At 61.5% G+C, this 19,466-nt stretch carries 15 protein-coding genes and 1 pseudogene; 13 read left to right on the forward strand and 3 right to left on the reverse strand.

Annotated features, from left to right (window positions below):
* The first annotated feature begins 19 nt into the window (after positions 1-19).
* The 3 genes from CYD26_RS06300 to CYD26_RS06310 all read left to right on the forward strand — a co-directional run bounded on the left by CYD26_RS06300 (position 20) and on the right by CYD26_RS06310 (position 6,867).
* Positions 20-3,130, forward strand: a complete 3,111-nt coding sequence (locus CYD26_RS06300; protein ID WP_102052127.1) for an efflux RND transporter permease subunit — start codon at positions 20-22, stop codon at positions 3,128-3,130.
* Positions 3,127-4,614 carry an efflux transporter outer membrane subunit gene (locus tag CYD26_RS06305; protein WP_102052128.1) on the forward strand — a complete coding sequence of 496 codons (1,488 nt, stop codon included), beginning with the start codon at positions 3,127-3,129 and terminating at the stop codon, positions 4,612-4,614. Before CYD26_RS06300 ends, CYD26_RS06305 begins: the two co-directional genes overlap by 4 nt.
* Before the next feature lie 171 nt (positions 4,615-4,785).
* Positions 4,786-6,867, forward strand: coding sequence for a bifunctional diguanylate cyclase/phosphodiesterase (locus CYD26_RS06310; protein WP_065757870.1), 2,082 nt, complete (start codon positions 4,786-4,788; stop codon positions 6,865-6,867).
* A gap of 3 nt (positions 6,868-6,870) precedes the next feature.
* Here the strand turns inward: CYD26_RS06310 and CYD26_RS06315 are convergent, their stop codons facing one another.
* Complete coding sequence (locus CYD26_RS06315) at positions 6,871-7,128, reverse strand: DUF1652 domain-containing protein (RefSeq protein ID WP_065757871.1); 258 nt, start codon at positions 7,126-7,128, stop codon at positions 6,871-6,873.
* A gap of 303 nt (positions 7,129-7,431) precedes the next feature.
* On the opposite strand from CYD26_RS06315, the gene CYD26_RS06320 reads away from it, so the two are divergent.
* Positions 7,432-8,628, forward strand: coding sequence for a pyridoxal phosphate-dependent aminotransferase (locus CYD26_RS06320; RefSeq protein ID WP_102052129.1), 1,197 nt, complete (start codon positions 7,432-7,434; stop codon positions 8,626-8,628).
* Here CYD26_RS06320 and CYD26_RS06325 read toward each other — a convergent pair.
* Positions 8,617-9,264 (reverse strand): DUF1345 domain-containing protein, encoded by a 648-nt coding sequence (locus CYD26_RS06325; RefSeq protein ID WP_065757873.1) that lies wholly within the window; start codon positions 9,262-9,264, stop codon positions 8,617-8,619. The two genes, CYD26_RS06320 and CYD26_RS06325, sit on opposite strands and share 12 nt — an antisense overlap.
* Before the next feature lie 80 nt (positions 9,265-9,344).
* On the opposite strand from CYD26_RS06325, the gene CYD26_RS06330 reads away from it, so the two are divergent.
* The 3 genes and pseudogenes from CYD26_RS06330 to CYD26_RS25455 all read left to right on the forward strand — a co-directional run.
* Positions 9,345-10,016 carry a DUF3313 domain-containing protein gene (locus CYD26_RS06330; protein WP_102052130.1) on the forward strand — a complete coding sequence of 224 codons (672 nt, stop codon included), beginning with the start codon at positions 9,345-9,347 and terminating at the stop codon, positions 10,014-10,016.
* A gap of 262 nt (positions 10,017-10,278) precedes the next feature.
* Positions 10,279-11,124, forward strand: a complete 846-nt coding sequence (gene xerC, locus CYD26_RS06335; protein WP_371917196.1) for a tyrosine recombinase XerC — start codon at positions 10,279-10,281, stop codon at positions 11,122-11,124.
* 124 nt (positions 11,125-11,248) lie between these two features.
* Positions 11,249-11,344: pseudogene (locus CYD26_RS25455) on the forward strand (hypothetical protein); the annotation flags it as partial.
* Here CYD26_RS25455 and CYD26_RS06340 read toward each other — a convergent pair.
* Complete coding sequence (locus CYD26_RS06340) at positions 11,338-12,003, reverse strand: HAD family phosphatase (protein WP_102052132.1); 666 nt, start codon at positions 12,001-12,003, stop codon at positions 11,338-11,340. The pseudogene CYD26_RS25455 and the gene CYD26_RS06340 overlap by 7 nt on opposite strands.
* Positions 12,004-12,104: 101 nt before the next feature.
* Here CYD26_RS06340 and lexA point away from each other — a divergent pair, with 101 nt between their 5' ends.
* The 6 genes from lexA (at position 12,105) to CYD26_RS06370 (ending at position 19,420) form a co-directional block, all read left to right on the forward strand.
* Entirely contained in the window at positions 12,105-12,722 is a 618-nt protein-coding gene (lexA, locus tag CYD26_RS06345; RefSeq protein WP_178081691.1) for a transcriptional repressor LexA, read from the forward strand.
* Positions 12,722-13,339, forward strand: a complete 618-nt coding sequence (gene imuA / locus CYD26_RS06350; RefSeq protein ID WP_102052133.1) for a translesion DNA synthesis-associated protein ImuA — start codon at positions 12,722-12,724, stop codon at positions 13,337-13,339. Before lexA ends, imuA begins: the two co-directional genes overlap by 1 nt.
* Positions 13,340-13,345: 6 nt before the next feature.
* On the forward strand, positions 13,346-14,761 hold the full coding sequence (locus tag CYD26_RS06355; RefSeq protein WP_102052134.1) for a DNA polymerase Y family protein: 1,416 nt from the start codon (positions 13,346-13,348) through the stop codon (positions 14,759-14,761).
* Positions 14,737-17,835, forward strand: coding sequence for an error-prone DNA polymerase (locus CYD26_RS06360; protein ID WP_218197055.1), 3,099 nt, complete (start codon positions 14,737-14,739; stop codon positions 17,833-17,835). The genes CYD26_RS06355 and CYD26_RS06360 overlap by 25 nt, the downstream gene beginning before the upstream one ends.
* Before the next feature lie 193 nt (positions 17,836-18,028).
* Positions 18,029-18,727: a CoA transferase subunit A gene (locus tag CYD26_RS06365; protein ID WP_102052136.1), complete on the forward strand. Its 699-nt coding sequence runs from the start codon at positions 18,029-18,031 to the stop codon at positions 18,725-18,727.
* Positions 18,728-18,763: 36 nt separating this feature from the next.
* A complete protein-coding gene (locus CYD26_RS06370; RefSeq protein WP_065757882.1) occupies positions 18,764-19,420 on the forward strand; it encodes a CoA transferase subunit B in 657 nt (218 codons plus the stop codon).
* Positions 19,421-19,466 lie beyond the last annotated feature (46 nt).

The raw sequence follows: 19,466 nt of genomic DNA on the forward strand, positions 1-19,466 counted from the left end.
TGGACTGGAGCTGCCGCCGATGAACCTGTCCGGCCCGTTTATTCGCCGTCCGGTGGCGACGATGCTGTTGAGCCTGGCGATCATGCTGCTGGGGGGCGTGAGTTTCGGCTTGCTGCCGGTGGCACCGCTGCCGCAGATCGATTTCCCGGTGATTGTGGTGTCGGCCAACTTGCCGGGGGCCAGCCCCGAGGTCATGGCCTCGACCGTGGCGACCCCGCTGGAGCGCTCGATGGGCGCCATTGCCGGGGTCAACACCCTGACCAGCCGGTCCAGCCAGGGCTCGACGCGGGTGATTCTTGGTTTTGAGCAAGGGCAGAATATCGACGCCGCTGCCCGCGAAGTGCAGGCGGCGATCAATGCCTCGCGCAACCTGTTGCCCAGCGGCATGAAAAGCATGCCGACCTACAAGAAGATCAACCCGGCCCAGGCACCGATCATGGTGCTGGCGCTGACGTCCAGTGTGTTGCAGAAAGGTCAGTTGTACGACCTTGCTTCGACCATCTTGTCGCAGAGCCTGTCCCAGGTGCCCGGGGTTGGGGAGGTGCAGATTGGTGGTAGCTCGCTGCCGGCGGTGCGCATCGAGCTGGAACCACAGATGCTTAACCAGTATGGCGTGGCCCTGGATGACGTGCGCGAGACCATCGCCAACGCCAACCAGCGCCGGCCCAAAGGCTTCGTCGAAGACAGTGCGCGCAACTGGCAGGTTCAGGCTAACGATCAACTGTACGAGGCCAAGGATTATGAGCCCCTGGTGATCCGTTACCAGGACGGTTCGGTGCTGCGCCTGAGCCATGTGGCCAAGATCAGTGATGGCGTGGAAAACCGCTATAACAGTGGCTTTTTCAATGATCAGGACGCGGTGTTGCTGGTCATCAACCGCCAGACCGGGGCCAACATCATCGAGACCGTGGCGAAGATCAAGGAGCAGTTGCCGGCCCTTGAAGCCCTGATGCCGGCCAGTGTCAAACTGGACCTGGCCATGGACCGTTCGCCCGTGATCAAGGCCACCCTCAAGGAGGCTGAGCATACCTTGCTGATTGCGGTGGCCCTGGTCGTCCTGGTGGTGTTCCTGTTCCTCGGCAACCTGCGCGCCTCGCTGATTCCGACCCTGGCGGTACCCGTATCGCTGGTGGGTACCTTCGCAATCATGTACCTGTGCGGTTTTTCCCTGAACAACCTGTCGCTGATGGCCCTGATCCTGGCCACCGGGCTGGTGGTGGACGATGCCATCGTGGTGCTGGAAAACATTTCCCGGCACATCGATGAAGGCATCGCGCCGATGCGTGCAGCGTTTCTCGGGGCCAAGGAAGTAGGTTTCACATTGTTGTCGATGAACGTGTCGCTGGTGGCGGTGTTCATCTCCATCCTGTTCATGGGTGGCATTGTTCAGTCGTTGTTCCGTGAGTTCTCCATCACCCTGGCGGCCGCGATCATCGTCTCGCTGGTGGTGTCGCTGACCCTGACACCGATGCTCTGCGCCCGCTGGCTCAAGCCGCACCCGGTTGGCCAGCAGACCCGCCTGCAGCGGTGGAGCGAGCAACTCAACCAGCGCATGATGGCCGGTTATGACCGCACCCTGGGCTGGGCACTGCGTCATCGTCGGCTGACACTCATCAGCCTGTTGCTGACCATCGGTGTGAACATTGCCCTTTACGTCGTGGTGCCCAAGACCTTCATGCCGCAGCAGGACACCGGCCAGCTCATGGGGTTCGTGCGCGGTGACGATGGCCTGTCGTTTTCGGTCATGCAGCCGAAGATGGAGACCTATCGTCGGGCGTTGCTCCAAGACCCTGCGGTGGAAAGTGTCGCTGGCTTCATCGGTGGCAACAGCGGCATCAACAACGCCATGGTGTTGGTACGCCTGAAGCCGATCAAGGAACGCAAGGACTCGGCACAGAAAGTCATCGAGCGCTTGCGCAAGAACATGCCCAAGGTGCCGGGCGGGCGCTTGTTCCTGATGGCGGATCAAGACCTGCAATTTGGCGGTAGTGGGCGCGAGCAGAGCTCTTCACAGTTTCTCTACACCTTGCAAAGCGGCGACCTGGCCTCGTTGCGCGAGTGGTACCCGAAGGTTGTTGCCGCCCTGAAGACCTTGCCAGAGCTCACTGCGATCGATGCGCGTGAAGGCAGCGGTACCCAGCAAGTGACGCTGGTGGTCGATCGCGAACAGGCCAAACGCCTGGGCATCGACATGAACATGGTCACTGCGGTGCTGAACAATGCCTACAGCCAGCGGCAGATCTCGACCATCTACGACAGCCTGAACCAGTATCAGGTGGTGATGGAGGTCAACCCGCAGTACGCCCAGGACCCACGTACCCTGGAGCAGGTGCAGGTGATCACAGCGGCGGGCGCGCGCGTGCCGCTGTCGGCGTTTGCCCGCTATGAAAACAGCCTGGCCAGCGACCGGGTCAGTCATGAAGGGCAATTCGCCTCTGAAGACATCGCCTTCGATATTGCTGAAGGCTACAGCCAGGAAGCGGCCATGGCCGCCGTGGAGCGTGCAGTGGCCAAGGTCGGCCTGCCCGAAGAGGTGATCGCCAAGCTGGGCGGTACCGGCAATGCCTTTGAGGAAAGCCAGAAAGGCCAGCCGTTCATGATCCTCGGCGCACTGCTGGCGGTGTACCTGGTGCTGGGCATTCTGTATGAAAGCTACATTCACCCGCTGACCATTCTGTCGACGCTGCCGTCGGCCGGGGTCGGCGCCTTGCTCACGTTGTACCTGGTGGGCAGCGAGTTCAGCCTGATCTCGTTGCTGGGGCTGTTCCTGCTGATCGGGGTGGTGAAGAAAAACGCCATCCTGATGATCGACCTTGCCTTGCAACTGGAGCGGCATGACGGGCTGAGCCCTGAAGAATCGATCCGTCGCGCGTGCCTGTTGCGTTTGCGGCCGATCCTGATGACCACCCTGGCGGCCATCCTCGGTGCGCTACCGCTGTTGCTCGGCGGTGCCGAGGGTGCCGAGATGCGTCAACCGCTGGGCCTGACCATCATTGGTGGGCTGGTCTTCAGCCAGATCCTCACGCTTTACACCACCCCTGTGGTCTACCTCTACCTGGACCGTCTGCGCCATCGCTTCAACCGTTGGCGTGGCGTGCGTACCGATGCTGCTCTGGAAACCCCGCTATGACTCAACGCCCGTTACTTTCCGACCGCACCCTGCAGCAGTTGCTGGCCGCTCGAGGCTCGCGCTTGCTGGCGACCGGCATGTGCCTGGTGATGCTCAGTGCCTGTACCCTGAGCCCGAATTACCAGCGCCCGGAAACCCCTGCGCAAGCGCCGTTCAAGTATGCCGAAGGCTGGACACCGGCAACGCCGTCCGATGCATTGGCCCGAGGCGCCTGGTGGGAACTGTATGGCGATAGCCTGCTCAACGACCTGATCGTGCAACTCAATGCCAACAACCAGACGGTCGCCCAGTACGAGGCTCAGTACCGTCAGGCCCAGGCCTTGGTGCGTAGTGCTCGCGGCTCGCTGTTTCCCAGTATTGACCTGAGCGCCGGCAAGACGCGCTCAAGCCAGGGCACCGGTAGCAGCAGCTCGAGCCTGAGCAATAACAGCAGTGGTATCCGTAATACCTACAGCACCCAACTGGGCGTGAGTTGGGAGGCTGATCTGTGGGGCAAGCTGCGCGAGGGGCTGGCTGCCAACGAGGCCAGTGCTGAAGCGAGCCTGGCCGATATGGCGGCGATTCGTCTGAGCCTGCAGTCGGAGCTGGTGCAGAATTACCTGCAACTGCGGGTGCTGGATGAGCAAAAACGCCTGCTTGAGGCGACTGTCGAGGCTTACCAGCGTTCGCTGAAAATGACCGAGAACCAGTACCGTGCCGGCATCTCCGGCAAGGATGCCGTGGCTCAGGCACAAACCCAGCTGAAAACTACCCAGGCTGACCTGATCGATCTGATCTGGCAGCGTGCCCAGTTGGAAAACGCGATTGCCGTATTGCTTGGCAAGGCACCGTCCGAGTTTGCCTTGGCGGCGAGCGATCGCATCCCGGCGTTGCCTCAGGTGCCGCTGGCCTTGCCGTCACAACTGCTGGAGCGTCGTCCCGACATCGCGTCGGCTGAACGCAAGGTGATGGCTGCCAATGCCAGTATTGGCGTGGCCAAGGCGGCTTACTTCCCCGACCTGAGCCTGAGCCTCAGTGGTGGTTACAGCAGTAGCAGTTTCAATGATTGGGTCAGCCTGCCGAATCGTTTCTGGTCGGTCGGGCCGCAACTGGCCTTGACCTTGTTCGACGGCGGCAAGCGCGCCGCTGAAGTCGACCGTACCGAAGCGGTCTATGACCAGACCGTCGCCCAGTACCGACAGACGGTGCTGGACGGTTTTCGTGAGGTGGAAAACTACCTTGTGCAGTTGAAAGTGTATGAGGATGAGGCACAGGTACGTAACGAGGCGCTGGCCTCGGCCCGCGAGTCGTTACGCTTGACCAATAATCAGTACAAGGCGGGCTTGATTGGTTACCTGGATGTGGTCAATGTGCAGACCACAGCCTTGAGCAATGAGCGCAGTGTGCTGACCTTGTTGCAGGGGCGTCTGGTGGCCAGTGTGCAGTTGATCGCGGCCCTGGGTGGTGGTTGGGACACACAGACGGCGTTCGCCCCGCAGCCTTGACGGTTCTGTCTGCGAGGGTGGCGGTACGGTGCCCGCTTTGGCACGGTGCCGCAGCCCGCGCAGGTTGGAACGTACCCACTGAAACTCCGTGCGTTTCGCTAAAGCTTGAGTACAATCATCGGTTTTATCGGGCCTCAACACAGGTCCTCCAACCCGGTTGTCAAAGGCCTCATGTTGATTGGTAGTTACTCCCCCTCGCTGGTATTGATTTCCCTGTGTGTGGCCATCCTTGCATCGTATACCGCGCTTGACCTCTCCGGCCGCATCGCGACGGCCAAGGGGCGTGCGGTACACCTGTGGATGGGCGGAGGGGCCATGGCCATGGGCTTTGGTATCTGGTCGATGCATTTTATCGGGATGCTCGCCTTCAGCCTGCCGATCCCGCTGGGGTATGACATCACCTTGACGGCCTTGTCATTGCTGGTTGCGGTGTTGTCGTCGGGTTTCGCCCTCTGGCTGGTCAGCCAGCCGCGCTTGCCTTGGCGTACGTTGGGGCTGGGTGCCCTCATCATGGGTGCCGGCATCAGTTGCATGCATTACACCGGCATGGCGGCCATGCGCATGCAGCCGGGCATCGATTACGACCCCGTGTTGTTCTTGGCCTCCTTGCTGATCGCCGGGGGCGCATCGGCGGCGGCGCTGTGGATCGCATTTCGCTTGCGCCTGCACACGCCTTATGTTCGTCAGTTCCGTGGCTGTGCCGCCGTGGTGATGGGGATTGCCATTGTCGGCATGCACTACACCGGCATGGCCGCGGCCAACTTCGCCGATGGCAGTTTCTGTGGTGCCCAGGGCGGTCTGAGCGGCAGTGGTCTGGATTATCTGGTGTTGATCACCACCCTGGCGGTATTGGCCGTGGCGTTGTTGACGTCGGTGCTGGATGCGCGCCTGGAAGCGCGCACGGCAGAACTGGCGCGCTCGTTGACGCTGGCCAACGAGGAACTGACCCAACTGGCCTTGCATGACACCTTGACCGGGCTGCCCAATCGTACCTTGCTGGCCGACCGGATCGATCAGGCCATCAGCAAGGTGGCGGAGCAGGGCGGCTGCTTTGCCCTGATGTTTATTGACCTTGATGGCTTCAAGCCGGTCAACGATGCCTTCGGTCACCATACGGGGGACCAGTTGCTCAAAGAGGTTGCCTTGCGTCTGCGCGGGCACCTGCACAGCCAGGATACCTTGGCGCGTATTGGCGGCGACGAGTTTGTCTTGCTGGTAGAACTGGATGAGCCGGATGATGCCCTGGGTGTCGCGACCAAGCAGGTCAACCTGATATCGCGACCGTTTCGCATCAGCGATCAAAACCTTCAGGTATCCGCCAGCATCGGCATTTCCCTGTACCCCGGCAACGGCACCGATCAGCACGAGCTGCTGCGCAATGCCGATGCGGCGATGTATCACGCCAAAAGCGCGGGCAAGAACGGCTACAGCTTTTTCGATGCGTCGATGAACAGCAATGCCCGCTTGCAGCTGCAATTGCTTCAGGATCTGCGCATGGCGCTGGAGCAGGGGCAGTTTCGTCTCTTCTACCAGCCCAAGTTCGATGCCCAGAAGTGCCAGCCCATTGGCGCGGAGGCCCTGCTGCGCTGGGAGCACCCACAGCACGGTCTGTTGCTGCCGGATCGTTTCATTGTGCTGGCGGAAAAGACCGGTCTGATCATCCCCATCGGAGATTGGGTGCTGAATGAAGCGTGCCGGCAAATGCGCCTGTGGATCGATCAAGGTTATGCCGATTGGCGTATCGCCGTGAACCTGTCGGCGATCCAGTTCTGCCATGCCAGCCTGGTCGAGAGCGTTGCCGGGGCATTGGCACGGCATCGCTTGCCGCCCAATACCCTGACGCTGGAGATTACCGAGACCACTGCCATGCGTGATGCCGATGCCAGTTTGCTGGTATTGCAGCAGCTCTCGGACATGGGCGTGGACTTGTCGATCGACGACTTTGGCACGGGCTACTCCAGTTTGATGTACCTCAAGCGGCTGCCGGCCAACGAGCTGAAAATCGACCGCGGTTTCGTGCGTGATCTGGAACAAGATGGCGACGATGCGGCCATTGTTTCGGCAATTGTTGCGTTGGGCCAGGCGCTGGGCTTGCGCATCGTTGCCGAAGGGGTGGAAACCGATCGGCAACAGGACTTCCTGACGCGCTTGGGCTGTGACTCGCTGCAGGGCTATCTGTTGGGTCAGCCGCAGTCCGCCGAAGACTTCATGGCCAGAATCGAGTCGGCCAGCCAGGCCGGTGTACCGGCCTAGCTGTCATGCCGAGTGCAAGGTGCTGGACGGTGCAAAGGCATCGAGCTTGGCCTCCACGGCCTCGATGATCAACTCGACATCGGTAGCCTGCATCACGGTGGCGCAAGGAATGCCGGTAATTGCCAGCAAGGTTTCGCCCGTAGCGCGGTCAAACAGGCGGGCTACCATGCTGCTGGGCGCATCCATGCTTGCCTCAAAGCCTAATGGATGGAAATGCCAACGCATTACCTGACAGGCGTTTGGAAACGTCAGTTTGCTCATGCTGGCCTCCTTGATTTTCAGCGTCACACGGTGTGTTGGCTATTTCTCAGGGTACAGCGCGACCCTAACCATAGCATTCACTGGGGGGTTGTCCGGGACCTGAACGCGGTTTATCACCGGATTTTTGACCCTGGTCATGGCCCTTCGTTCGGATAGTTTTTCAACGCAAACGTTTGTCTTTGGGGGTTGAGCCGCCAGGCACACGGCATTCTGCTATTTTTACCGGCAGTCGGCTGGGATGCCCGCCTGGAGGTTTCTGACCAGCGGTACGCCCGAGGTGTGCCATCAGTCAAGGAGCCTTCCATGCAGTATTCAACCCTGACCCAACGTATAGCCGGTGATGGTGCTGCCGTCTGGAACATTCATTACCGAGCCTTGGAACTGCAGCAGCAAGGCCGTGACATTTTGTTGCTGTCGGTTGGCGACCCTGATTTCGACACGCCGAAGTCGATTGTCCAGGCGGCGGTCGACAGCCTTGCTGCAGGCGATACTCATTATTCGGATGTGCGTGGCAGCCTGGCCTTGCGTCAAGCCATTGCCCACCGACATGCACGGCTCAGCGGGCGAGCGGTGGATGCGCAAGAAGTCGTCGTGCTGGCCGGAGCACAGTGTGCACTGTACGGCGTGGCCCAATGCGTGTTCAATCCCGGGGATGAGGTGATTGTCGCCGAACCCATGTATGTCACCTATGACGCGGTGTTCGGTGCTTGTGGGGCCAAGGTGGTGCCCGTCGCGGTCAAGCCCGAAAAGGGGTTTTGTATTGAACCGGCGGATGTCCGGGCGCTGATCACCCCGCGCACGCGGGCCCTGCTCATCAATAGCCCGCACAACCCTTCAGGCGCCAGCCTGCCACGGGCCACATGGGAGCGCCTGGCGCGGCTGTGTATTGAGCATGACTTGTGGCTGATCTCCGACGAGGTCTATAGCGAATTGCTGTATGACGGCGAACATGTCAGCCCGGCGAGCCTGCCGGGTATGGCTGAGCGTTGTGTGACAATCAACAGCCTCTCCAAGTCCCATGCCATGTCCGGTTGGCGGGTAGGGTGGATGATCGGTCCGCCAGCCCTGGCCGATCACTTGACGCACTTGGCCCTGTGCATGCTCTATGGCCTGCCGGACTTCATCCAGAATGCGGCTCAGGTGGCCCTGGAGCACGAACTCCCAGAACTTGTGCAGATGCGCGAAGCCTACCGCGAGCGGCGTGACCGGGTGTGCGCCAGCCTGGAAGGCTGTGCGGGAATCCGTGTGCACAAGCCGGATGGCGGCATGTTCGTGATGATCGATATCCGTGAAACCGGCTTGAGTGCACGGGCCTTCGCTGAGCGCCTGCTGGAGGAGCATGGTGTGGCGGTGTTGCCCGGCGATGCATTCGGCCCCAGTGCCGCCGGGCATCTGCGCCTGGGCCTGGTACTGGACAGTCAACGACTGGTGTTGGCCTGCCAGCGCATTGCCCGCTGTGCGGTGCAAGCGCTTGAGGGGCAGGGCCCGTCAGCTCAGTAAGCCGGCAGCAATATTGATCGTGAAACCCAGGATGGCCGTGTTGAAGAGAAAGCCGATCAGTGAGTGCGCCAATACCACGCGGCGCAGCTCACGCCCGGCGACGCCGACATCGGCGGTTTGTACGGCCACGCTCAGGGTGAATGAGAAATAGTGGAAGTCCCAGTAATCGGGGTTGCATTCGCCATCGGCAAAACGCAACAAGGGTGCCTTTGCCTCATCGGTGTAGAACAGCCGCGCATAGTGCAGGCTGAAGACAGTGCCGATCAACAGCCATGAACCGCTTACGGTGAGCCCGGTGAAGGCATAGCGCAACAGCTGTTGGCCATTCTCCAGGCCCCGGCTGCCGACCAGTTCGAGGGTGACGGCGGCCAGGCTGGCGATGGCGGCGATACTCACGGTGAACAGTACCAACCCGGCATTTTCGTCTTCGATGCTGGCCACCTTGCGAACCCGTTCCGGGTTGGCTCGCAGGGTCAGCCAGAGCACCAGTGCCAGGTAGAACCAGACACCGATGTTCCAGCCAATCAAGATGTGCTGGATCAGGTCATGTGCGGGAATCAGTATGCCTGCAATTGCGCCCAGTAGAGCCGCTGCGCTCAAGCGTGGATGAGTGTGTGCCAGTTTGTGAAATGCCATGCTGCCTCGTTTTGTTGGATGCCTGCGCAACTCTAGCCTATACCTACAGAGCCTTCCTTTGCGCGCCATGGAGCGAGAGCATGAAAAGAGCGTTGATCGTCGGTACGCTGTGCCTGAGCGGGCTTGTTCTGTCCGGCTGTTCGAGCAAAGTCGTCGAACCGGAGCAATATTCCGGTTTTCTCAGGGATTACAGCCGTTTGACTGAGAACACATCGCCTTCCGGGGCAACGGTGATGCGCTGGGTGGACCCTGACCTGAAGGTTGGCCGTTACACGAGCGTCTACATCGAGCCCAGCCAGTTCTACCCCAAGCCACAGGCGACCGAGCGTATACCGCAAAGTACCCTGCAAGGGATTACCCGCTACTATGACGCAGCACTCAAGCGAGAAATCAGCAAATCGATGCCGCTTGCCAAGGGGCCTGGCCCAGGAACTATTGTCGTCAGGCCGGCAATCACTGCGGTCAGCAGCAAGACCGAAGGCTTGAAACCGTATGAAGTGATTCCGATCGCCTTGGTGGCTGCTGCCGTGAGTACCGCTTCGGGAATCCGTGACCAGGAAACCGAGATCGCCACCGAAGCGGCATTTCTCGACGGGGGCAATAACAAGGTACTGGCTCAGGTCGTGCGCAAGGGCAGCGGCAAACCCCTGGAGAATGAGAAACAGGTATTGGTCCCGGACGATGTCAAGGTCGTACTGGATACGTGGGCCTCGGATATGAACCTGTCGTTCCAGAAACTCAAGTCTCACTAGGTTTGTTGGTTTGTCCTGAGGCCGACTGCTCGACCGGGGTATCGGTTTCCATGATGGGAGGGCTTGTCGGCTATTGGCAGCAGCGTTACGCGGGATGAGTTACCATCCGCCCGGTGCCAGGTCAAAATGCTTGGCAATCAATGACCTGGCTCTGGCCTCGGACCATGCTGGCGCTGCTACAGGACCTCCCGTTTTGCCCGATTCACTGCACAACCCGCTGCTGCAATACCTTGCGCGTCTGGCGCCTTCCAGCCAGTTGACCATGAAGTACGTCCTGCAGGATGCTGCCGACCGGCTCGGCTTTGAGGATTGCGACATTGCCGAGGTACCCTGGCACCTGCTCGACCCCGCACATGTCACCGCGCTGGTGGCGGCGCTGCGTGCCGACGGTTTTACCCCCAACACCTCATCGCTGTATGTCAATGCGGTACGGGGCGTCATGAACGAGGCGTGGCGGTTGAGTCTGATCAGCCACGAACACCTGCTGAAAATTCGCACGGTGAAAGCGACCCAGGGTGTACGCCTGCCCGTGGGGCGAAACCTCAAGCGCAGCCTGATACGCGAACTCATGGAGGTGTGCGCCGCTGACCCACGCCCACAAGGGTTACGCGATGCAGCGGTAATTGCCTTGCTCTATGGCACAGGGATGCGCAAATCCGAGTCGGTCGATCTGAAACTCTCGCAGATCGACTTTTCCGAGCGCAGCCTGCAGGTGCTGGGCAAAGGCAACAAACAACTGATCAAGTATGCGCCGGCCTGGGCGTTCGACAGGCTCAATGCCTGGTTGGCCTTTCGTCGTTCGCAACTGCCGGAAGGGCAGGCCGATGACGACTTCCTGTTCAACCGCATACGACGTGGCAGCCATATCACCCGCGAACGCATCACCAAGCATGCGATCTATTACATCGCTCGCCAGCGGGGGCAGCAGGTCGGGGTGAAGATCATGCCCCACGATTTTCGCCGCTCGTTCATTACCCGGGTGATCGAAGAGCACGACCTGTCGATTGCCCAGAAACTTGCGCACCACAGCAACATCCAGACCACTGCCAACTATGACATGCGCGACGACAACGAGCGGCGGCGGGCGGTGGATCGTTTTGATATGTAGCGGTCGGCGTCGCGAGCTTCCCGCTCACTGGATGCTCGACGCCACCTCGTAGATCGGTATGTACATCAGGATCACGCCGAGCAACCTTCGGCTATCTGCGCACTGGCGCGTCCTGTGCAACGACGGCTGCGCGTGTGGCAGTGGGGCGTTCTGTACCGACCCTCGGGGTGGTGTGTATTGCCTGACGCCAAGTGGCAAGAAAAGCTACCGGCGTCACTGAGCCTGGTTGGACATCCCGTCAATCAATGCCCACAAGCGGGCATCGGTGAAGTCCTCCACCACCAGTTGCGCGCCAGCGGCTAGCAGCACCTCTGGCCGTTGGCTGGTGCTCAGGCCAACAGTGAAAATGCCGGCCTTGCTGGCTGCCGTTACCCCAGGAATCGAGTCTTCGAACGCCAATGCGTATTCGGCGCGTGCGTGCAGGCGCTCAAGGCCGGTGAGATAGGGCAGGGGGTCGGGCTTGGCGCAGGGCAGCTCTTCGGCCACCAGGATATGTCGAAAACGCCCGGCCATACCCATGGCGGCGAGCATGTGCTCGGCATTGGCCCGTGGTGCATTGGTGACGACGGCCATGCCCAGGCCGGCAGCCTCGCCATGTGCAAGCAGGCGCGACAGACCGGGTGTCGGTTGCAGGCGCGGCGACAAGGCGCGAAAGCGCTCCTCCTTGCGCTCGGCAAAGGCCCGGTGCTCGGCAACCGAGCGTTCCGGGAACAGGTAGCGGCACAAATCGGCATTGGCTCGGCCACTGACATGCGCATCGAACTCTTCTTCGGTAAAGACCCGGCCTTCTTCGAGCAACAACTGCTGCATGGCCAGCAGGTGCAGCTTGTCGGTATCGGTCAGGGTGCCGTCGAGGTCGAACAGCAGGGCATTGAGCATGGTGGGTTTCCGCTACAGGTCTGATGGCGACGATCATAACGGACTCATTTCGCCTTGGGGCGATCAATGGGGCTGGTCAGTGTTTTACGAAAAGAGTACAAATGTACTCCATGACTAGATTATCGCCCAAACGCACCGCCATCCTGACCTTCATCCGTGAACGCATTGCCGAGCACGGCCAGCCACCGAGCCTGGCCGATATCGCCCAGGCCTTTGGTTTTGCTTCGCGCAGTGTGGCGCGTAAACACATTCAGGCCCTCTGCGAGGCGGGGCTGATCGAGGTCACGCCGAACCAGGCACGCGGTATCCGCCTGGCCGGTGTGTTGCGTCGGCCCGAGGTACTGGAGATTCCGGTGCTGGGGCAGGTGGCGGCCGGGCGACCGATTGGCCCGGATATCGATATTCATGAGCAATTGCTGCTGGACCCGCAGTTGTTCAGCCGTACCCCGGACTACCTGCTCAAGGTGCGTGGTGACTCGATGATCGACGACGGTATTTTCGATGGCGATTTGGTCGGCATCAAACAACAAGCCGATGCCCGTGACGGGCAGATCGTGGTTGCCCGCCTGGACGGTGAGGTGACCATCAAGCACTTCCAGCGTGCCGATGGGCATTACCGCCTGTTGCCACGTAACCCGGACTACGCGCCGATTGACGTTGGCCCCGAACATGAGCTGGTGATCGAAGGTGTGTTCTGTGGCCTGCTGAGGCGCGGCTGATGGGTGCCGTCGTCAGTCTCGACGGGCTGCTGGACACGCGCCAGGTCTGGAAAGGGCGGCCGGTTGCCCCACCGCGTGAGGTACAACCCACCGGGCATGCGCCGCTGGATGCAGCCTTGCCCGATACCGGCTGGCCGTCAGGGGCGCTGACCGAAGTGCTGCTGGCGAGTGCTGGCAGTGGCGAGCTGCATTTGCTCTGGCCGAGCCTGGCGCGCTTGACCACAGGCGGCGAGCGGGTGGTGCTGGTAGCGCCACCCTATATCCCGTATGCCCCTGCCTGGCAGGCCGCTGGTGTCGACTTGCGCTGGCTGTCGCTGGTGCAGGCCGACCCGAGCGAGGCACTCTGGGCCACCGAGCAATGCTTGCGCTCGGGCAGTTGCGCCGCAGTGCTGTGTTGGCCGCAGCATGCCGATGATCGGGCCCTGCGCCGTTTGCAGGTCGCTGCCGAAACGGGCCAGGCCCTGGCATTTGCCTGTCGTCCTCAACACGCGGCGTTGAACCCTTCACCGGCGGCCTTGCGTATTGCCGTCGATTGCCAGCCAGCGCAGTGGCGGGTGCTCAAGTGCCGTGGCGGACGGGCTCCGGCAGCCCCCATTGCTGCGTGCTGGCGAGGCTGATGCAGCATGCTCTGGGCCTGTATCCTGCTGCCGCAGCTGGCACTCGATGGTGTACTGCGCGGGCGTGATGAGCCCGACGCACCGTTGGTATTGATCAGCGGGCCTAGCCAGCGCCGGGTGTTGCAGGCCGTCAACCCGGCGGCCCATGCCCTTGGCTTGCGTGCGGGGCAAACGCTGAGTACAGCGCAAGCCCTGGCCCAGGGGTTTACGTGTGTTGAGCATGACCCCGCAGCCACGGAACACTTGCAGCAATTGCTTGCGGCCTGGGCGTACCGCTTCAGCTCGCAGGTCAGCCTGGATTACCCCCGAGCCCTGTTGCTGGAGGTCGAGTCCAGCCTGGGGCTGTTCGGGCCCTGGCCTGTGTTTGAGGCGCGCTTGCGTGAGGAGTTGACGGCCCTCGGTTTTCGCCATCGGATCGTGCTGGCCAGCAACCCGGTAGCCGCCCGGATGCTTGCCAATGGGCATGACGGGCTGGCCGCTTTCTGCCCCGAACAAACCCGCGCCGCCTTGGTGCGGATGCCCGTTGAGCGTATCGGTCTAGCGCCGGACGCCGCCACGGCGCTTGTGCGCATGGGGTTGCGCCGCCTGGATCAGGTGCTGGCGCTGCCGCGTGATGCGCTGGCCCGACGTTTCGCCGCACCGGTGCAGTTGCATCTGGATCGGCTGCTGGGTCTGCGGGCCATGGCATTGACGTGCTACATGCCGGCAGACTGTTTCGATGCGCGGCTGGAGCTGAATTTCGATGTTGAATCCCATCAGGCGCTGTTGTTTCCCTTGCGCCGGTTGATCAACGATCTGGCGGTGTTCCTGGTCGGACGGGATGTGGGGGTTCAGCGCTTTACGCTGCACCTGGAGCATGCCGAGGTCGAAGACACCCGCGTGGTGGTCGGCTTGCTGGCGGCTGAGCGTGAGGCGGGCATGTTGTTCGAGCTGGCCCGTGGGCGGTTGGAGGCGCTGCAGCTTGCGGCCCCTGTGCGTAATCTGCGTTTACTGGCTGAGGATTTGCCGCGTTTCGTACCGCCGTTGGCAGCGCTTTTCGACGCCCGGCCGCAGCAGTACCAGCCATGGGAGCAGTTGCGCGAGCGGTTGCGTGCGCGCCTTGGTGATGACGCCGTAGGGACGCTGCAGGTGCAGGCTGACCACCGTCCCGAGTGCGCCTGGCACTCAGGGGAAGGGCGTTCGGCTGAAGTGTCGCTGCCGGCTGCACCACGTCCTGGCTGGTTGTTGGCCGAGCCGCAAGCATTGCTGCCGGATGGTTTGCAGGTGTTGGCCGGGCCTGAACGTATCGAGTCCGGTTGGTGGGACGGTGACGATATACGCCGTGACTATTACCTGATCGAAACCGCCAGCGGCCAGCGCGGCTGGGCCTACCGCAATGTCGGCGACAGTCGTGCGCTGTGGTTGCAAGGCTGGTTCGCATGAGTGTTGCTTATGCCGAACTGCACTGCCTGTCGAACTTCAGTTTCCAGCGCGGCGCCTCCAGTGCGCAGGAGCTGTTCGAGCGTGCCCGCCAGCAGGGTTACCAGGCTCTGGCAATTACTGATGAATGTACCTTGGCCGGTATTGTGCGGGCCTGGCAGGCAGCGAAGGACAGTGGCCTCCCGCTGATCATTGGCAGCGAAATACGCCTGGAAAATGGCCCAAAGCTGGTGCTGTTGGTGGAGGACCTGTGTGGTTATCAGCACCTGTGCAGGCTGATCACTCTGGGGCGTCGTCGGGCAAAGAAGGGCGAGTACTGCCTGCGCCGCGATGACTTCAACAGCCCTTTCCCGGGGCTGCTGGCGTTGTGGGTGCCGGATGACGAGCGTGACGCCAGCAACGGCCACTGGTTGCGTAAAGTGTTTGCCGAGCGTCTGTGGCTGGCGGTGCAGTTGCACCGTGGCCCGGACGACCGCCAGCGGCTGGAGAACCTGCTGGCGCTGGCCGCTGAGACCGGCATTCCTGCGGTCGCCTGTGGCGATGTGCATATGCATGCCCGTGGACGTCGGGCCTTGCAGGACTGCATGACCGCTATCCGCCATCACACGACCGTGGCCGAGGCCGGGCACCGTCTGTTCGCCAATGGCGAGCGACACTTGCGACCGTTGCAGCACCTGGCCGAGTTGTACCCACCCGAATTGCTCCAGGCCAGTGTGCAAATCGCCGAGCGCTGCCAGTTCGACCTCGGTCAATTGCGCTATCAGTACCCTCGGGAAGTGGTGCCGCACGGCCATACCTCGACCAGTTGGCTACGTCAGTTGTGCGAGCACGGTCTACGTTGGCGCTGGCCTGAGGGTGTCGACGACAAGGCCCGTGGCATGCTGGAGCATGAGCTGGCCCTGATCACCGAGCTTGGTTACGAAGGGTACTTTCTCACGGTCCATGACATCGTGCGGTTTGCCCGCGAGCAGGGCATCCTCTGCCAGGGGCGGGGCTCGGCAGCCAACTCGGTGGTGTGCTTCGTGCTGGGTATCACCGAACTGGACCCCATGACCTCGCACCTGTTGTTCGAACGTTTCCTCTCCCGCGAGCGTAACGAGCCTCCGGACATTGATGTCGATTTCGAACACGAGCGCCGCGAAGAGGTGCTGCAGTATGTGTTTCGTCGTTATGGGCGTCATCGCGCAGCGCTCACGGCCGTGGCCAGCACCTACCATGCCGCCGGTGCCGTGCGGGATATTGCCCGGGTGCTGGGGTTGCCGCCCGATCAGATCAACGCATTGGCTGATTGCTGTGGCCGTTGGAGTGACCGTGTGCCGTCTGCCGAGCACCTGCGTGAAGCGGGTTTCGACCCTGAAAGCCCGTTGTTGCACCGGGTACTGTCACTGACGGGGACCTTGATCGGCTTTCCCCGGCACTTGTCCCAGCACCCGGGCGGTTTTGTCATTTCCGAGCAGCCATTGGACAGCCTGGTGCCGGTGGAGAACGCGGCCATGGAAGACCGTACGGTGATCCAGTGGGACAAGGACGACCTCGACCTGGTCGGGTTGCTCAAGGTCGATATCCTGGCCTTGGGCATGCTCAGCGCCTTGCGTCGGTGTTTTGACCTGCTTGAGCGCCATCGTGGGCGTCGCTTGAGCATCGCCACGGTGCCTCCCGAGGATGCAGCGACGTATGCCATGATCGGTCGGGCCGATACCATCGGCGTGTTCCAGATCGAGTCGCGGGCGCAGATGGCCATGTTGCCGAGGCTCAAGCCGAAGACGTTCTATGACCTGGTCATTGAAGTGGCGATTGTTCGCCCTGGGCCGATTCAAGGCGATATGGTCCACCCCTACCTGCGTCGCCGCAACAACGAAGAACCTGTCGATTTTCCTTCGCCCGCGCTGGCGAAGGTGTTTGAACGCACCCTTGGCGTGCCGCTGTTCCAGGAGCAGGTCATGGAACTGGCCATCGTCGCGGCAGGCTACAGCCCGGGCGAGGCCGATCAACTGCGTCGCTCGATGGCCGCGTGGAAACGTCATGGCGGGCTGGAGCCGCACCGTGAGCGCTTGACTCGCGGAATGCTCGACAACGGTTACACCGAGGCCTTTGCTGCGCGGATCTTTGAGCAGATCAAGGGTTTTGGCAGTTACGGATTTCCCGAGTCCCATGCGGCCAGCTTTGCCTTGCTGACCTACGCCAGTTGCTGGCTCAAGTGCCATGAGCCCGCTATTTATGCCTGCGCGTTGATCAACAGTTGGCCGATGGGCTTCTATAGCCCGGACCAGATTCTTCAGGATGCGCGGCGACATGGCATCGAGATTCGCCCGGTGGATGTGTGCCACAGCAACTGGGATTGCAGCCTGGAGCCGGTCACCGATGATGCCTTGGCGATTCGTCTGGGGCTGCGTCAGGTGCGAGGCTTTCGTGAGGAAGATGGCCGGCGTATTGAACAGGCGCGCGCCGTGAAGGCATGGGCCGATGTCAGCGACCTGAGCCAGCGGGCCGGTCTGGATGCACGTGCGCGTGAGTTGTTGGCCGATGCCGGAGCCTTGCAGGGGCTGGTCGGGCACCGTTACCAGGCACGCTGGGAAGTGGCGGCGGTTCAGGCCCAGTTGCCGTTGTTCGCCGGGCTGGCGGCGCCTTCAGACGAGGCGGTGGCCTTGCCCGCGCCAACCTTGGGTGAGGACTTGTTCGCCGACTACAGCAGCACCGGCACGACCCTGGGGCCGCATCCGTTGGCCTTGCTGCGGCGTCGCCTCGAAGGCATGGGTTGTCGCAGTTCGCAGCGGCTGGTCGAGTTGGCTCATGCTGACAGGGTCAGCGTCGCCGGTATTGTCATCGGACGACAACGACCGCAGACCGCCAGTGGGGTGACTTTCGTCACCCTGGAGGACGAGTTCGGCATGATCAATGTGGTGGTCTGGCGTGCGCTGGCCGAGCGTCAGCGCCGCATCTTGGTGGGGGCACGGCTGTTGCGGGTGGTGGGGCGGCTGGAGTGCGAGGGTGGGGTGCGCCATGTGATTGCCCGACGCCTTGAAGACCTCAGCCCGCTGTTGAGCGGGCTGGACGTGCGCAGCCGGGACTTCCATTGATGTTTCAGCGCGTCGCCCAGCGCCGCTTGCGGGTCGATGCCTGCGCAGCGAGCGGAAGAGGGTCTATTATTTTTTAAAACCAATTAATCAATGAAAAAAACAAAATTAACAAATGAGTCTGGAGGGGTGAAGATGGCCCAGACGCTCCTCCGACACCTGAGGTCGGTTCTACAACTACAAAAGGCGGATCAGCATGGCCGGACTGGACAAGCGCGTAGCAACCTATGAAGAGGCCCTCGAAGGCCTGACCGACAACATGACGGTACTGGCCGGCGGTTTCGGTCTGTGCGGCATCCCGGAAAACCTCATCGCTGAAATCAAGCGCCGTGGCGTCAAGGGCCTGACCGTTGTCTCCAACAACTGTGGTGTCGATGGCTTTGGCCTGGGTGTGCTGCTGGAACAGCACCAGATCCGCAAGATGGTTGCTTCCTACGTTGGAGAAAACGCCGAATTCGAACGCCAGTTGCTCAGCGGCGAACTGGAAGTGGAATTGACCCCGCAAGGCACCCTGGCGGAAAAAATGCGCGCTGGCGGTGCGGGTATCCCGGCGTTCTATACCGCCACCGGTTACGGCACCCCGGTTGCCGAAGGCAAGGAAGTGCGCGAGTTCAATGGGCGCAAGTACATCATGGAAGAAGCCATTACCGGCGACTTCGCCATCGTCAAGGGCTGGAAGGCCGATCACTACGGTAACGTGGTCTACCGCAACACCGCACAGAACTTCAACCCGCTGGCCGCTACGGCCGGGAAGATCACCGTGGTCGAAGTCGAAGAAATCGTCGAGCCAGGTGTCCTGCTGCCCAGCGAGATCCATACCCCAGGCATCTATGTCGACCGGGTAATCGTCGGCACCTTCGAGAAGCGCATCGAAAAGCGCACCGTCAAAGCCTGACCCGCCCCCGCACAGAACAACAAAGAGATCTTGACCATGGCACTTACCCGCGAACAAATGGCCCAGCGCGTCGCCCGCGAACTCAAGGACGGCTACTACGTGAACCTGGGCATCGGTATTCCGACCCTGGTGGCCAACTATGTCCCGGCCGATATGGACGTGATGCTGCAATCGGAAAACGGCCTGCTCGGCATGGGTGAGTTCCCGACCGAAGCGCAACTGGATGCCGACATGATCAACGCCGGCAAGCAGACCGTAACGGCGCGCCGCGGCGCTTCGATTTTCAACTCTGCCGAGTCCTTCGCCATGATCCGTGGCGGCCACGTCGACTTGACCGTACTGGGCGCTTTCGAGGTGGACGTGGAGGGCAACATCGCCTCTTGGATGATCCCGGGCAAACTGGTCAAGGGCATGGGCGGGGCGATGGACCTGGTGGCCGGTGCCGACAACATCATTGTCACCATGACCCACGCCTCCAAGGATGGCGAGTCCAAATTGCTGTCGCGCTGCAGCCTGCCGCTGACCGGTGCGGGCTGCATCCGCAAGGTACTCACCGACCTGGCTTACCTGGAGATCGAGAACGGTGCGTTCATCCTGCGCGAGACCGCTCCGGGCGTCAGCGTCGAGGAAATCATCGAGAAAACGGCCGGCAAGCTGATCGTCGCAGACGATGTGAAGGAAATGACCTTCTAAGCAGTCGTTTTATCTTGACCGTACCGGGCCTGTCGCCCGCAAGACG

Origin of the sequence: Pseudomonas sp. FFUP_PS_473 (assembly GCF_002858665.1) — a bacterium.
Lineage (GTDB): Bacteria > Pseudomonadota > Gammaproteobacteria > Pseudomonadales > Pseudomonadaceae > Aquipseudomonas > Aquipseudomonas defluvii.